We start from the raw sequence: 15,559 nt of genomic DNA, 5'->3' as shown, positions 1-15,559 counted from the left end.
GTCTAGCTGCGGTTATTCTGCAACACTAATGTTGCGAAATTTATTACGTGCGCAAACCGCTACCGCCGTGCGTCTCGTGGGGAACTTGTGGTTTCTGATGAGTGATGCGTCACTTTAAGGCAATATACCTTTTGGGGGTAGACAAAAGTCTCCCCATCGCGCGGCTGTAATTGCAGCGGATGCGGAGACTTTCTTTAGGGGCAGAAGTTTTAAGGAACCAGGAAGCCCAACGCGTTGGTCATGAGGAACACAATGACACACACGACGGCCAGGAAGACGAGCGAGTAGCCCACGACTGCCTTGAGGATGCGGGACTCCTCGCCCTCCATCTGAACTGCCGTTGCGGCGATGGCCAGCGACTGCGGGGAGATCATCTTGCCCACAACACCACCGGCGGTATTCGCCGCCAGCATGAGGTCCGGGTTGACGCCGATGCGTTCTGCAGCGGTGACCTGGAGGTTGGCAAAGAGGGCGTTGGCCGAGGTATCCGAACCGGTAACTGCAGTGCCGATCCAGCCCAGCACCGGCGCGAAGAGCGCGAAGATGCCGCCCGCGGAAGCCACGAATTCACCGATGGAGATGGTCTGGCCGGAGTAATTCATGGTGTAGGCCAAAGCGAGGACCAAGATGATGGTCAACGCAGAGAACTTCATGCGGGAGCAAACCTCGCCGAACTTTGTCAGTGGGGCAGACTTCGGCAGGTGGTAGTGGCCGTTCTCGTTGAAGATCCAGAAGATGATGGCCACGATGAGTCCGGAGATGAGCAACAGCGTGCCCGGGTTGCCAAAGACATTGAAGCTAAACGAGGTGTCCATTACCTTGCCAGCAGAGTCAAGGACTGTGCCATCCAGGCCCGGCCAGGCGAACTTAATCTTCCAGAACCCAAAGAGCTTCGGAGCTGCGGTAGCTACCGCGAAGACTGCGGTCACGACTGCGTAGGGCAGCAGCGCCATCCAGATGCGGCTGCCGGACAAGTCGGTGACTGCCTCCTGCGCCGGAATGCCCATGCGCTTACGCAGCTCAGCAACGCCCTTTGGCTTCCACATGCGCAGGAATACGAACGCGCAGCCCAGCGAGACGATGCAGGCCACAACGTTGGTGAGCTGGTAGGCAAAGAAGTTGGCCGCAGCCCACTGCGCGATGGCAAAAGAAACGCCAATGACGCCAGCAGCCGGGGCGGCTTCCTTGAGGCCGCGGACTCCGTCCAAGATGAACAGGATGAAGAAGGGGACTGCCGCTGCAATCAGCAGCACCTGCAAGGAAATAAGACCTGCGATATCAGCAGTCTGCTCGGCGGTGCGGCCGCCCACTTCACCGGCGGTGGTCACTGGAATGCCCACCGCGCCGAAGGCCACCGGTGCAGTGTTGGCGATGAGTACCGTCGTCGCAGCCTTGAGTGGCTTGACACCCAGCGCCAGAATCATCGTCGCGGTAATCGCCACAGGGGCGCCGAAGCCGGCGAGAGCCTCAAGCAGGCCGCCGAAGCAAAACGCGATGAGGATGGCCTGGATGCGGATGTCACCGTCGCCAAGCAGGTCGAAAGTCTTGCGAAGATCCTCAAAACGCCCAGAGGCCACGGTGATCTCGTAGAACCAAATGGCGGTGATGATCACCCAGACAATCGGCAACAAGCCAAAGAGGCCACCGCGTGCGGCGGAGGACAGCGCCATGCCCGTGGGCATGTCGAAGCCGAAGATAGCAATGGCGAGAGCCACGATGAGTGCCACAGCGCCCGAGGTATGTGCGCGAGCCTTAAGGCCCAGCAACATGATGAAGAAGGCGATGAGGGGAAGTGTCGCTACGGCAGCGGAAAGGCCGAGGCTTCCGCCGATGGCATCCGTTGATATTTGGAAAGTGTTCATAGTTACCCAAGTCTCTAGAAGGAAAACGAGTGTCTTATTTAATACACAGTCTTTCTAAAGCCTAAAACTTGAGCGAGCCTTTTCGCGTAAGTTTCGCAATAAAGGGCATATGTCACACAAGTTGCTTGCTGTTATAAAAGACCCCAACGCGTGCCTGATGCTGCTCATGTCAGCGCGGGACGATAGACTTTGACGCTATGAATCCCGTAGATCTTTCTGTGCTTATTAAAGAGACCGCAGTCGCTGTATTGAGCGAACACGAGCTCGACACCGCCGTCCTTCCTGAGATCGTGACCGTGGAGCGTCCGCGTAATCCCGAGCACGGTGACTACGCCACCAACCTTGCCCTGCAGGTAGCCAAGAAGGCCGGCGTGAATCCGCGCGAGCTGGCCACCTGGCTGGCCGAGGCGTTGGCTAAGCACGACGCCATTGACGTCGCCGAGATCGCAGGCCCGGGCTTCCTGAACATCCGCCTGGCTGCCGCCGCACAGGGCGCCATCGTGGAACAGGTCCGCCAAGCAGGCACTAACTACGGCCACAACGATGCCTACAAAGGCCAGAAGATTAACCTCGAATTCGTCTCCGCTAACCCCACCGGTCCGATCCACCTGGGCGGCACCCGTTGGGCAGCCGTGGGCGATTCCCTCGGCCGCGTGCTCGAAGCCTCCGGCGCTGAGGTAACCCGCGAGTACTACTTCAACGATCATGGCCGCCAGATCGACCGCTTCTCCAACTCGCTCGTGGCTGCGGCCAAGGGCGAGCCGACTCCGGAGGACGGCTATGGCGGAGAGTACATCCAGGAGATCGCAGCCAACGTCCAAAACCAGGTCCCCGATGTACTCGAGGGCACCGAGGACGAGGTCCGCGAGAAGTTCCGCGCCGCTGGTGTGGAAATGATGTTTGACCACATTAAGGAGTCCCTGCACGAGTTTGGCGTTGACTTCGACGTCTACTTCCACGAGAACTCCCTGTTCGAGTCCGGCGCCGTTGACAAGGCCGTGGCGCACCTTAAGGACAACGAGAAGCTCTACTTCGAGGACGGCGCCTGGTGGCTCAAGTCCACCGACTACGGCGATGACAAGGACCGCGTGGTCATCAAGTCTGACGGCGACGCCGCATACATCGCTGGCGACATCGCCTACGTTGCGGACAAGTTCGACCGTGGCCACGACCTCGCTATCTACATGCTGGGTGCGGACCACCATGGCTACATCGCCCGCCTGCGCGCCGCCGCTGCCGCCATGGGCTATAACCCAGAGCAGGTCGAGGTTCTCATCGGTCAGATGGTGAACCTGCTGCGCGACGGCAAGGCTGTGCGCATGTCCAAGCGTGCTGGCACCGTCATCACTCTCGACGACCTCGTCGAGGCCATCGGCGTCGATGGCGCACGCTACTCCCTGGTGCGTTCTTCCGTGGATCAGTCCATCGACATCGACCTGGGCCTGTGGGCTTCCCAGTCCTCCGATAACCCTGTTTACTACGTTCAGTACGGCCACGCGCGCATCTGCTCCATCCTGCGCAAGGCGCAAGAGCTGGGCCTTGACGCCGCGGCTATGGCAGATGCAGATCTCGCGCTTCTCACCCACGAGAAGGAAGGCGATCTCATCCGCACCTTGGGCGAGTTCCCTGAGGTTGTCTCCACCGCAGCGACCTTGCGCGAGCCGCACCGCATCGCCCGTTTTGCTGAGGATCTTGCTGCTGTGTTCCACCGCTTCTATGACCAGTGCCAGGTGCTGCCGAAGGCAGGGGAGGAGACGCAGCCAATCCACCTCGCACGCCTCGCGCTTGCCGACGCCGCCCGTCAGGTCCTCGCCAACGCCCTCACCATGGTGGGGGTTAGCGCGCCGGAGAAAATGTAAATGGATTTTAACGAGCTGCCAGCGCACGTCTGGCCCCGTAACTCGCGCCGCGAAGAAGACGGCGTGGTTACCGTAGCCGGCGTCCCGCTGACGGAACTCGCCGAAGAATACGGCACGCCACTCTACGTCTTCGACGAGGATGACTTCCGCTCCCGTTGTCGCGACATGGCCCGCGCCTTCGGCGGCCCTGAGCACGTGCACTATGCCTCCAAGGCTTTCATCACCAAGCGCATCGTGAAATGGGTAAACGAGGAAGGCCTGTGCCTTGACGTCGCCTCCCTCAACGAGGCCAAGGTGGCGCTGGCCGCCGGTTTCCCGCCGGCCCGCATGACCGCCCACGGCAACAACAAGGAGCCCGAGTACCTCGAGCTGTGCGTGGACAACGAGATCGCGCACGTCGTCCTCGATAACGAGGGCGAGCTGGCACAGCTCAACGAGATCGCGCGCGCCGCTGGCCGCGTGCAGCCGGTGATGATCCGGGTCAAGCCGGGTGTCGACGCCCACACGCATGAGTTCATCGCCACCTCGCACGAGGACCAGAAGTTCGGCATCTCCTTGGCCACGGGCGCGGCTTTCGACGCCGCCAAGGCTGCCCTCGAGTCCGAGAATCTTCAGCTCGTGGGCCTGCACTGCCACGTGGGTTCCTCCGTGTTCAACGCTGAAGGCTTTAAGCTCGCCGCAGAGCGCGTGCTCTCGCTGTACAAGCGTATCCACACCGAGCTGGGTGTAGCACTTAAGGAACTCGACCTAGGTGGCGGCTTCGGCATTCCGTACATGGAGTACGAGGAGGCACTCGACGTCGCCAAGCTGGCACAAGATCTCCTGGCAGCCGTGGAGCGCACCGCGCACGAGCTCGACATCGAGCCGCCCTTCGTGCTCGTCGAGCCGGGCCGCTCCCTCGTGGGCGCAAGCGCAGTCACCGTCTATTCCGTGGGTACGGTCAAGGACGTGGAGACCGGCAAAGCCGAGCTGCCTATCCGCCGTTATCTTTCCGTCGACGGCGGCATGTCCGACAACATCCGCCCAGCGCTCTACGAATCCGAGTATGACGTGCGTGTAGCCAATCGTTTCACCGACGGTGAGCCCGTGGACTCCCGCGTGGTGGGTTTCCACTGCGAATCCGGCGACATCTTGGTCAACGAACGCAAGCTTCCGGGAGACATCACCACCGGCGACCTGCTCACGTTCGCAACCACTGGCGCCTATCAGTACATGATGGCGTCGCGCTACAACGGCGCACTGCGCCCGGCCGTGGTGTCGGTGCGCAATGGGCAGGCAAATCTGATGCTGCGTCGCGAGACTGTCGATGACCTTTTGGCTCTCGAAGTCAATTAAATTCACTTAAAATCCACTGGCGGTGGGGCCATGACCAAAAGGTTTGCCCCTCCGCCTTCCTATATGGGCCATGATTTGGATCCCTAAACCCAAAACTAGACAGCTCGTTCTGTATAGTGTGGTTAACAATTTCAGTACCGACGAATGAGGGACGATATGACTTCACAGACCAAGATTCGCACCGGCAAGGGCGAGGGCGAAGCAGTAGGTATTGCACTGCTCGGTTTCGGCACTGTCGGCGCCGAGGTCTTCCGCCTGCTGGGGGAGAACGCTGATGCTTTTGCACATCGCATTGGTGGTCCCGCAGAGATTCGTGGCGTAGCTGTCCAAAACAAGAACAAGCTGCGCCCAGGCGTTCCTAAGGACCTACTTACTGACGACGCCAAGGCGCTAGTCATGCGCGACGATATCGACTTGGTCGTCGAGGTCATCGGCGGTATTGACTACCCGCGCGAGCTGCTGCTGGCCGCGCTCAATGCGGGTAAGTCCGTGGTGACCGCGAACAAGGCTCTGGTGGCCGCGCACGCGGACGAGCTGGCTGAGGCTGCCGACCGTGCGGGAGTCGACCTCTACTTCGAGGCAGCCGTCGCAGCCGCCATCCCGGTGGTAGGCATGCTGCGCCGCTCGCTGGCGGGTGACCAGGTGCAGCGCATCTCCGGTATCGTCAACGGCACCACCAACTTCATCCTGGATGCGATGGAGACCACCGGCGCTTCCTACGAAGATGCGCTGGCTGAGGCCACCCGCCTGGGCTACGCGGAGGCAGACCCGACCGCCGACGTCGAGGGCCATGATGCCGCTTCCAAGGCAGCGATCTTGGCTTCGTTGGGCTTCTACACCCGCGTCACCTTTGATGACGTCTACTGCGAGGGTATCTCGAGCATCACCGCTGACGACATCGCCGCTGCGAAGAAGGCGGGTTACTCCATCAAACTGCTTGCCATCTGTGAGCGCTTGCGCGACGAAGATGGCAACGAGTCCGTCAACGCCCGCGTCCACCCGACGCTCGTCCCGAAGGATCATCCGTTGGCTTCCGTGAACAAGTCTTATAACGCAATCTTCGTCGAGGCAGAGGCAGCAGGTTCTCTAATGTTCTACGGCAACGGCGCAGGCGGTAATCCTACTGCTTCCGCAGTGCTTGGCGACGTCGTCGGTGCCGCCCGCAACATCGTCCACGGCGGCCGCGCACCAGGGGAAAACACCTACGCCAACCTGCCGATTGCTCCCTTCGGTGAGGTTTCCACCCGTTACCACATCGACATGGAGGTCGCAGACCGCACCGGCGTTCTGGCGGCGATTTCCGCGCTGTTTGCCAAGCACAACGTCTCCCTGCGCACCGTGCGCCAGGAGGACGGCGACGACACCGCACGTCTCATCGTGGTCACCCATGCGGCCACCGAGGCTGAGCTCGAGGCCATCGTCTCCGAGCTGAGCACTCTCGACGAGGTCAAGGCAGTGCACTCCGTTATCCGCCTGGGCGGTGAAGCCCTGTGAGCATCGAGCTAGAGGTCGGCACCAAGGCCATCGTCACGGTTCCAGCCTCCTCGGCCAACTTGGGCCCAGGCTTCGACACGCTCGGAATTGCGCTGAGCCTGTACGACACCGTCGAGGTAGAGGTCACCAACTCTGGTCTTGAAGTGGAGATCTTCGGCGAGGGCGCCGAGGACCTGCCGCGTGACGGCTCCCACCTGGTAGTCAAGGCAATCCGTTCGGCCCTCAACGTTGCTGATGTTTCCGCGCCCGGCCTGCGCGTGGTCTGTAACAACAACATTCCGCAGTCCCGCGGCCTGGGTTCCTCGGCGTCGGCAGCCGTAGCAGGCGTTGCCGCCGGCAACGGACTTGCAGGATTCCCGCTTACCGAGCAGCAAGTAGTGCAGCTTTCCTCGGCTTTCGAGGGGCACCCAGATAATGCCGCGGCATCGGTTCTGGGCAACGCGGTGGTCTCGTGGACCACGGTTCCCGTCGATGGCCATTCCCTGCCGGAGTACAAGGCGGTCACCGTGGATGTGCATAAGGACATCAAGGCAACGGCATTGGTGCCTAACTTCCACGCATCGACCCAAGCCGTGCGCCGCGTGCTGCCATCCCACGTCACCCACGGCGACGCAACGTTCAACGTCTCGCGCACCGCTGTGCAGGTCGTAGCGCTTCAGAACTACCCGGAGCTGCTCTGGGAAGGTACGCGCGACCGCTTGCACCAGCCTTACCGTGCCGACGTCCTACCGGTGACCTCCGAGTGGGTCAACCGTCTGCGCAACCGTGGTTTCGCGGCCTATCTTTCGGGCGCCGGCCCTACCGCCATGGTGCTGCACACCGAGCCCATCGACGAAAACATCTTGCGCGACGCGCGCGAGGCCGGCCTCCGCGTTATCCCCTTGGAGGTCGCGGGGCCGGTCGAGGTTAAGGTCGTTCAGGCTTAAGAAGACCGCTTCACGTGCACGCAGCAGGTTCCGTTGCCAGACTTCGGAAGCAGCGTAAGCTGGAGGCGGTTTCCTGCGTCTGCGGCTGATTGCTCGAGGAAGCCGTCGTGGATAGCACACAAGAATGGGGAAGGCTTGATGCCTGCGGTCACGAATGGGCAGGCGTGCAGCTCCATTTCCGTGTGGCCCTTTTCCTCAAGGTCGGCGTTTGAGGCAGTAGGGTCGAAACCCATGTCACGCATCTTGCGGTAAAGCGGGGTCAGCGCATTCGCGGAAGCGTACTGGTCCTGCTGCGTGGAGTTGGCCCACTTACGGCCGATTTCCCGGGCTTGTTCGGAGGCGAAGTCATTAAGCTGGTCTTTGTCCGCGAGCATCTCTGCTAAGACACTGATCAAGGTCACGTATTCCTCGGCCACCGAGCGATTGTCAGGGATGCGTACCTGGAAGATAAGCGAGGGACGTCCGCGGCCCTTGGCCGGGGCCGTAATAACGCGCACGGCGCCCACGTGTACGAGCTCGTCTAGATGGCCGCGCGCGGTGTTGACATGCATGCCCATGTCTTGGGCGATGTCTGCTGCGCGAGCTCCCTGGGGATATTCCTGCAACGCGTTGAGAACCTCGCGCTGCTTTGGGGAAAGGCGCAGCGCCTCGGGAAAAAGTTCAGTGGAAGAACGCGGAGCTTGGGTGGGCATGTGTTTACCTCGGTGAAAGTTTTTGACGTGAATTTATTAGGGTAATCAGTTGTTAAAAACGACGATACAACTACAACCCGTAAAAAATACAAACTAGCGAGTGCGATATATGCCACTACGTGGAGCGACTTCCCCCTAATTAGTGAGGATAGAGCAGTGGACTTGCCCGCCGACGACGAGCTTTGTTGCCTCGGTGACCGAGATTTCGGCGTCTACAGATTGCCCGCCCAGGTCCAGGGTAACGACGGCCCGGTCCAAGGAGATAGCTCGCAAATCCAGCACGGTGGCAGTGATGCTTCCGGAAGGGGAAAGCACGACGTCGCTGTTGCTTAGGATGAGCGTTGTGTCGCCCTGCGGATCGGGCTGCAGCGCGCCTGCAACCTTGTTGCCGCGGATGACGCTGCGGCCAAGTAACTGCGCCACGAAGCGGTTGGGCGGAGCATTGACGACGTCCTGGCGAGGGGCGTGGGCAAGAATTTCGCCTTTTTCCACCACCGCGATGTCATCGGCCAGGCTGAGAAGATCGAGAACATTGTGGGTGACGAGGATCGTGGTGCGGTCGTGCGCCGCGGCAGCAAGCAGGCGGCGCCATTGTGCGGCGGCAGCGGCGTCCACTGCAGCCAGGGGTTCGTCGAGTAGCAGCACTGCCGGCCGCGCGGCCAAAGCGCGCACCAAGGCGGCTTGTGCTGCTTGTCCACCGGAGAGGTCCCGCACCTTGACGTGGGCGATCTCATCCAACCCTGCAGCGGAAATGAGCTGCGCGGTAACGTCCTCGACATCGGTGACCATGGTGATCGCCTCGGTCACTGTGGACAGCGGCGGCAATGCGGGCTTCTGGGTGAGCATGACGCTTTCAGAGGAGTCAGCGATGCGGCGCAGCAGCGTTGTCTTGCCAGCGCCGTTAACGCCCACTACGGCGGTCGTGGCATGGGGCCGGAACGGTGTGAGTTCGCGGCTTTGCTGCGGCTTACTTAGCTCGCGGAGCTTTTCGATATCAAGTGGGCCTTGCGCGTGTGCCCGTGGCGCTGGTTCCTTGCGCAGCAGCGTGGGCAGGCCCGCGAGTGCTAAACAAAGCACGGCCAGGCCGATGAGCACGGCGGAGAGAGCATAGGCGTTGTCCGTGCTGACCTCGCGTTCTAAGTAGATGCCGCTTGACATCGTGCGCGTAATACCTGGCGCCGAACCAGCGAAGGTAATCGTGGTGCCAAACTCGCCCAGGCTGCGCGCGCAGGCCAGAACGGCGCCGGTAAAGATGGAGGGCGCAATGGTAGGCAGCGTGATCTTCTGCCATACCGCCCACCGTGACATTCCCACCCGGCGCGCTGAGGTGGATACCTCCTGGTCAATGTGGCGTAATGCCGAGTCCACCGCCACCACCACGAAGGGCAGCGCCACGAAAGTATGCGCTGTGACCACACCGGCAAAGGCAAAGGCGAACTTCAAGTGGAGGGCGTCGAGAAGCGGGGCCAAGAGCCCGCGCCGCCCGAGTGCCGCGCTTAGCGCTAGGCCGCCCACCACTGGCGGCATGGCCAGCGGAAGGTAGACCAGCAGGCGCACAGCCTGGCCCATGTGTTTGAGGCCGTGGAGCCACATGGCGAGCCCGACGCCCAGGAACGTGGCAAGGACGGTGGCCAAAACTGCAGAACTCAAAGTCACGCGCAGCAAGTCGTGGGTGGAGTCTTGACCGACGACCGCCCCGAGACGGGACCACGGTACGCGCGTTGCTAGTGCCACGACGGGAATAGCAACGTATAAAACCGCCACGGCGCCCACGATGGCGAAGGGCCACGGGGCGCGAGTGGGGGTTTCGTGAGAAGCCATGCAGAGCAGTTTAGTCGGCGGGTTGGAAGCCGTACTTCGTCCAGGTTTCATCAAAGTCGTCGGAGAGCGTATCCAGTAATTGCTCGGCAGCGTCGCGTCGCTCGGAGTGCGTGACCACGGCGCCCATAATCTTGTTGCGGTACTTCTCAGCGCCCTCGATGGGGATGACCTCGAGGTCTGGGTTGGCCGCGGCGTCTGTGGAGTAGACAAAGCCGGCGTCGGCTTCGCCGCTGGCGACCTTGCCCACGACGTCAGCTACCTGGCCTTCTTGCGAATCGGGAGTGATGGTGAGGTGGAGGTCCTCCATGATCTTGTCCGCGATGTCGCCGCAGGGCACGGACGGATCGCAGCGCACGAAGTAGTCGTCCTCGCGCAAGTCTCGGACCGAGGAAATCCCTGCCGGATTACCGGGTGGGACCACCATGACCATGGTGTTGGTGGCTAGCACGCGGGGCTTGTCCACATCGCCGTTGTCCACGGCTTTGTCCATGGTCTTTTCTGAGGCCGTGATGAGGAGGTCTGCCGGTGCTCCTTGGTGAATCTGCTCGACGAGGGATGCTGATCCGCCGTTGTTGAAAAGCACTGGGGTGGTGGCCGTGAGGGCATCGTTGAGCACACGCGTCGAGGACGCGGCAAAAACGTTGAGTTCCGCTTGGTCGCTGGCGCAGGCGCTCAGCGACGAAGCCGCAAGCGCCGATGCAATGAGCGGGGTAAGGATCTTCTTCATGGCTATCTAACTTACGCCAGCACTAGGCGGTGCGGGTGAACTTGATGTGGAAATCTTGTGGTTCTTCCTTGAGGTAGGCAAGGTCGAAGGACTCCTCGCGTGCCTCAATCTCCTTGAGCAGTGGCACTGGGTTGTGCGGCGCGATGAGGATCATCGATTCGCCAACGTTGAGGGTGCCGAGCGCGCCGTGGATGGCGCCGTGGCGGACTGCGTGCGGAATTTCAGAGGCGTTCAGGGTAGGGATGTCGTTGCCTTTGTGCGCATCAGAGATGGGCAGTTGCATGTTATTCCTTTCGTTGGAGGTGCTCGAAAGCGTTTCGAGTTTCACCTTAGACCCAATATTAGTACGATAAAAGTTGTGAAAAATAGTGCGCATCGTTTCGTGTTTCTGGCATTCGCCGGCGCGGCGTTGCTCGTCGGCCTTTTCGCCGGTGCCTCACTGCTGGGCGTCGCCCCAGCCAGCGCAGTAACCAACGCCCATGGCCCACTGATGGTGTTCGGTTTCGTGGGAGGTGCCATCGGCTTGGAGCGTGCCGTCGCAGTGAAGAAGACGTGGGCCTGGGCGGGCCCGGCCTTCCACGTGCTGGCAGTGCTAACGCTCCTCGCCGGGGTAACGCGACCCGTACCCGCGGTGTGCTTTGCACTGAGCTTCCTCGTCCTGGGCTTTATCTATCTGGAGGTCCATCGCCGCCAGCCCACCCTCGCTGTCCTCGTCCAGGCTGCCGGCGTGATTGGGGGAGTCGCCGCTTCCTTACTGTGGGCGATGACGCCCTCCTTTGCTACGGCCATGCCGCTGTGTGTCCTCTACGTCGTTGCCACCATCATCGGCGAACGCATGGAGCTCGCCCGCGTGACCATGGCCGGCACTCGCGCGGAAAACCTCATCACTGCATTGGTCCTCGCCCTGGCAGCCGCGGGAGTTATCTACATCCTCGTACCCGCAGTGGGCTACCGCCTGATGGGTGCGCTTTTGCTCGCCATCTCCTGGACCACTGTCCGCGTGGACGTGGCCAAGAACCTCGTGCGCGCTAAGGGGCTGCCCCGATATTCCGCAGCCTGCATGCTGGCCGGTTACTTCTGGCTGGCGTTAGCTGGACTGGCGTGGCTAGGCATGGGGCAGGTCAGCGGCTTTAGCTACGACGCTTCGGTGCACACCATTTTCTTGGGCTTTGTCATGTCCATGATCTTTGCGCACGCACCGATCATCTTGACGTCTGTCATTCGAAAGAAGCTGCCCTATAACCCCGTTCTCTACGGGCCTGTGGTGCTACTGCACGCGGGCCTTATGGTGCGCGTCGGCGCGGATATCGTTGCTCACACTGGGGTGTATCAGGTAGGCGGTATGACTAACGTGGTGGCGGTGCTGCTGTTCGTTTTAAGTGGCTTTGTTTTGACCATCCGGGAGGCACGACGTGCACATCGCTGACGTATCTTTAGCCGCCCGCGGACGCTGGCACACGATCGCAGCGAGCGTCATTGGCTTCTGGGTGTTGGTGGGCGTTGCCATCAACGTGGCAGGAAATCTCGGTGTCAACGTGGTGTGGTGGGATCTCATTCACCCGTTCACGATTGGCGCGATGACCACGGCGATCATCGTGTATTCCACGCACTTTACTGAGGCACTGACCCGCATGCAGGCCCGTGGCTACAAGTCGGTGGCCTGGCGCGTGGCGCTAATTCAGGTGGGCTTGGTCCTCCTGCTCGTCGATCGTGCGGGCTATGATTGGGGCCCGCTTTCCGACGCCGCCTCGCTTCTCATCATCGTCACCTTCTTCTGGCACGCGTGGGACATCTACCGCGCGCTCAAAGGTTCGCTCGCGGGTTCTTTTGCCGTGACAGTACCTTTCTACATTGCTGCCGCTGTGTTCTTGATGGCCTCAGTCGTGATGGTCATTTTCGCGGCTAACGGCGTGGGCAACTACTCACTGCTGGTCGCCGCGCACTCCCGCGGAATGGTGTGGGGCTTTGCCTGGCTGACCATCCTCGGAACAGTGGTCACGCTGCTGCCCACGCTGTCGAGCACCAAGATCGCCCCGGCAGCGCGCGCCCGCTGTTCCCGGGCACTTATAGTGCACTGCGTAGGCCTCGCCCTCGCGGTGGGGCTTTACGCAGTGGGGCTTACTCGGGCAGCGGGCATGGCCCAGTTGCTCGTCGTGCTCGCCGCAATTTACATCATTCAGCCCATCCTGGCCACGGTGGTGGCGGGAAACCCGCAGCAGACCACGGCGACGGTCTCGGTCGTCGCCGGACTGTTGTGGATGCTCAGCTTATGCGCTGCGGACGCGGTGTGCGCCGTAATCGGCGTCTACCCCCGCGCGGTGACGTTGTTGCTCATGCCCGCCTTCGTCGGCGCTGGCCTGTTGCAATTGGTCACCGGCGTGCTCCATCACCTCCTGCCCACCCTGTTGGGCGGCGGTCCGGCGAAAGTCACACTAGGGCGAAAAGTCGCTGACCGCGGCGGTTATGCACGTTTGGTGCTTATCAACTTGGGCGCAGTGTTGTGCTTACTCGGCGCGGATGTTGCCGGGCTTATCATGATGGGGCTTGGCCTCATCACCAACGTCTTGGCCATCGTAGTGGCCGTTTACAAGCAGAAAAGACTGGAGAACTAAATGCTCAGCGTTTCTTCGAATCAATCTCCGAAGCCGCCGGCTCAAAACAATTGGGCTTCCTGGTTGCTCATCGGCATTGCCCTTGCCGCGATTATCGCGCTCGCGGTGTTTAATAGCACGGGCAAGGCGCAAAGGGCGTCGGAAAGCGCGGGCGTGGAAGCGACCGTTGTCGACGTCTCAGTCTCCGGCATGGCCTTCGTCCCGGCCTCCATCGACGTGCCACAGGGCGCCCACCTGGTGGTCAACTTCACCAACGTCGGCGACCAGGTCCACGACCTAAAGATTGGTGACAACGAGACCGGCCGTGTGGAGCCAGGCAAGACCGTTGAGCTCGACGCAGGCATCATCAATGAATCCACCCAGGGCTATTGCACCATCGCCGGGCACAAAGCACAGGGTATGGTGCTCCAGATAAACACGACTGACGACGCCGCGGGAGCTGCCAGCACCGCAGGCTCTGCAGGCACAGCAGGCGATGCTCAGCACGAGCACCATCACTCTGCGAGCCACCCCGACGTACCGAGTGCAGCGGAGCGCACCAAGAAGCGCGACGACTTCAAGGCTTTCGATGCCCGCTTGGCCAAGGCCGAAGGAACCACCCACGAGGAGACCTGGACCATGACCGAGGAAGAGGTCGAGGTCGCACCCGGGGTAAAACAAACGCGGTGGCTATTCAACGGCCAAGCCCCAGGGCCAACCCTGCGCGGCAAGGTAGGCGACAAGTTCAAGATCACCATTAAGAATGAGGGAACGATGGGCCACTCCATCGACTTCCACGCCGGTGAGGTCAATCCGGATGAGAACATGAAGTCCATCGACCCAGGCCAGTCGCTAACCTACGAGTTCACCGCTAACCGCGCGGGCATCTGGATGTATCACTGCTCCACGGCGCCGATGAGCCTGCACATTGCCAACGGTATGGCTGGTGCGGTGGTCATCGATCCGCCAGAGCTTGGCGACGCCGATGCGGAGTACGCAATGATTGCCTCTGACATCTTCCTAGGCGACGAGAACGGTGCCGACGCCGACCGCGTCTCAAACGGCGAGTACGACCTGATGGCGTTTAATTACTATCCGAATCAGTACGACCTTGAGCCGCTGCATGCCAAGGTGGGCGATAAGGTTCGCATCTGGCTGCTCAACGTGGGCCCAGACCAGCCGTTGTCCTTCCACGTGGTGGGCGAGCAGTTCGACACCGCGTATAAGGAGGGCGACTACCTCATTAAGGACCGTCGCGATTCGGGTTCGCAGGCGCTGGATCTGCTTCCCGCGCAGGGCGGCTTCGTGGAGATGACGTTTAACGAGCCGGGTACCTACAGTTTTGTCAATCACATCATGACCGCGGCCGAAAAGGGCCAGCACGGAAAGATTGTGGTCACGCAGTAGCGCTTAGACAAAAGGAGCGAGGAAGAAATCTTCCTCGCTCCTTTAATCGATCTAGTGCTTAGGCACCGTGGGCAGGAGTCTCGTTGGCGTCGAGCTGCGCGCGGTGGGAACGCACCGGCTCCCACGCAGTGTGCGAGCGCATATCCGTAGTGCGCTGGTCGCGGGAACGGTAGACCACGTACGGACGGGTGACGTAGCCAACCGGCGCTGAGAAAGCGTGAACCAGGCGAGTAAAAGGCCAGACGGCGATGATGGTAAAACCACACAAGACGTGGACCTTGAACTGCCAGGGAACATCAGCCATCCACTCCGGGTGGATGTTGAAGATCAGCAGCTGGCGCAGCCACGGCGAGATGGTCTCGCGGTAGTCATAGCCTTGTGGTCCGCCGAAGACCTGGGTGCTAAACGTCGCGATGGTGCCAGACAGCAGCGCTAGCGCCAGGAAGAAGTACATGACCTTGTCCGAGCTCGAGGTGGACAGGAACACTGAGCGATTAACGATGCGGCGGTAGAGCAGACCCAGGAAGCCAAGAATCACGGCGACCGCCGCGATAGAGCCAGGGATCGTCGCTAACAGGTGATAAGCGTGGTCACTGATGCCTACCGCACGCGTCCACGACTTTGGGAAAGCTAGGCCCATCAGATGGCCGATGACCACGAAGACCATGCCCCAGTGGAACAGCGGGGAGGAAAGGCGCAGCAGCTTCGATTCATAGATCTGGGAAGAGTGCGTGGTCCAACCGAATTGGTCGGTGCGCCAGCGCCAGAAGATGCCGACGAAAAACGCGGCGATGGCCAGCCACGGGAAGGCACCCCATAAAAAGTTGTTGAAATAATCCATGAGT

General features: G+C 61.1%; 13 protein-coding genes. 7 read left to right on the top strand and 6 right to left on the bottom strand.

Annotated features, from left to right (window positions below; genetic code table 11):
- Positions 1–209: 209 nt before the first annotated feature.
- Positions 210–1,862, bottom strand: a complete 1,653-nt coding sequence (locus I6I72_RS01595; RefSeq protein ID WP_049151594.1) for an L-lactate permease — start codon at positions 1,860–1,862, stop codon at positions 210–212.
- Positions 1,863–2,059: 197 nt separating this feature from the next.
- Here I6I72_RS01595 and argS point away from each other — a divergent pair, with 197 nt between their 5' ends.
- The 4 genes from argS (at position 2,060) to thrB (ending at position 7,476) form a co-directional block, all read left to right on the top strand.
- On the top strand, positions 2,060–3,721 hold the full coding sequence (gene argS / locus I6I72_RS01590; RefSeq protein ID WP_201807331.1) for an arginine--tRNA ligase: 1,662 nt from the start codon (positions 2,060–2,062) through the stop codon (positions 3,719–3,721).
- The gene (gene lysA, locus I6I72_RS01585; RefSeq protein WP_046645518.1) at positions 3,722–5,056 is read left to right on the top strand and encodes a diaminopimelate decarboxylase; all 1,335 of its coding nucleotides are present in this window, start codon (positions 3,722–3,724) and stop codon (positions 5,054–5,056) included.
- Positions 5,057–5,212: 156 nt separating this feature from the next.
- On the top strand, positions 5,213–6,550 hold the full coding sequence (locus tag I6I72_RS01580) for a homoserine dehydrogenase (RefSeq protein WP_034657595.1): 1,338 nt from the start codon (positions 5,213–5,215) through the stop codon (positions 6,548–6,550).
- Positions 6,547–7,476 carry a homoserine kinase gene (gene thrB, locus I6I72_RS01575; protein WP_005532011.1) on the top strand — a complete coding sequence of 310 codons (930 nt, stop codon included), beginning with the start codon at positions 6,547–6,549 and terminating at the stop codon, positions 7,474–7,476. Before I6I72_RS01580 ends, thrB begins: the two co-directional genes overlap by 4 nt.
- On the opposite strand, the gene I6I72_RS01570 is transcribed toward thrB, so the two are convergent.
- From I6I72_RS01570 to I6I72_RS01555, 4 genes are all read right to left on the bottom strand, one after another.
- A complete protein-coding gene (locus tag I6I72_RS01570) occupies positions 7,473–8,168 on the bottom strand; it encodes a helix-turn-helix transcriptional regulator (protein WP_005532012.1) in 696 nt (231 codons plus the stop codon). The genes thrB and I6I72_RS01570 overlap by 4 nt on opposite strands.
- 135 nt (positions 8,169–8,303) lie before the next feature.
- Entirely contained in the window at positions 8,304–9,989 is a 1,686-nt protein-coding gene (locus I6I72_RS01565) for an ATP-binding cassette domain-containing protein (protein ID WP_005532015.1), read from the bottom strand.
- Positions 9,990–9,999: 10 nt separating this feature from the next.
- Positions 10,000–10,716 (bottom strand): molybdate ABC transporter substrate-binding protein, encoded by a 717-nt coding sequence (gene modA / locus I6I72_RS01560; protein ID WP_005532017.1) that lies wholly within the window; start codon positions 10,714–10,716, stop codon positions 10,000–10,002.
- Positions 10,717–10,738: 22 nt separating this feature from the next.
- Positions 10,739–10,999 (bottom strand): DUF2249 domain-containing protein, encoded by a 261-nt coding sequence (locus I6I72_RS01555; protein ID WP_034657596.1) that lies wholly within the window; start codon positions 10,997–10,999, stop codon positions 10,739–10,741.
- Positions 11,000–11,098: 99 nt separating this feature from the next.
- Here I6I72_RS01555 and I6I72_RS01550 point away from each other — a divergent pair, with 99 nt between their 5' ends.
- Genes I6I72_RS01550 through I6I72_RS01540 form a run of 3 tightly spaced genes read left to right on the top strand, consistent with a single transcriptional unit; the run spans position 11,099 to position 14,714 of the window.
- Positions 11,099–12,142, top strand: a complete 1,044-nt coding sequence (locus tag I6I72_RS01550) for a hypothetical protein (protein WP_080972038.1) — start codon at positions 11,099–11,101, stop codon at positions 12,140–12,142.
- Complete coding sequence (locus I6I72_RS01545; RefSeq protein ID WP_049062601.1) at positions 12,129–13,328, top strand: hypothetical protein; 1,200 nt, start codon at positions 12,129–12,131, stop codon at positions 13,326–13,328. The genes I6I72_RS01550 and I6I72_RS01545 overlap by 14 nt, the downstream gene beginning before the upstream one ends.
- Positions 13,329–14,714 (top strand): multicopper oxidase domain-containing protein, encoded by a 1,386-nt coding sequence (locus I6I72_RS01540; RefSeq protein WP_049062600.1) that lies wholly within the window; start codon positions 13,329–13,331, stop codon positions 14,712–14,714.
- 58 nt (positions 14,715–14,772) lie between these two features.
- Here I6I72_RS01540 and narI read toward each other — a convergent pair whose 3' ends face one another.
- Complete coding sequence (gene narI, locus I6I72_RS01535; protein WP_005532026.1) at positions 14,773–15,555, bottom strand: respiratory nitrate reductase subunit gamma; 783 nt, start codon at positions 15,553–15,555, stop codon at positions 14,773–14,775.
- Positions 15,556–15,559: the final 4 nt, after the last annotated feature.

Origin of the sequence: Corynebacterium striatum, assembly GCF_016728105.1 — a bacterium.
GTDB lineage: Bacteria > Actinomycetota > Actinomycetes > Mycobacteriales > Mycobacteriaceae > Corynebacterium > Corynebacterium striatum.
The sequence above is the reverse complement of the archived record's forward strand: the minus strand, read 5'-3'. Positions and strand labels throughout refer to the sequence as shown.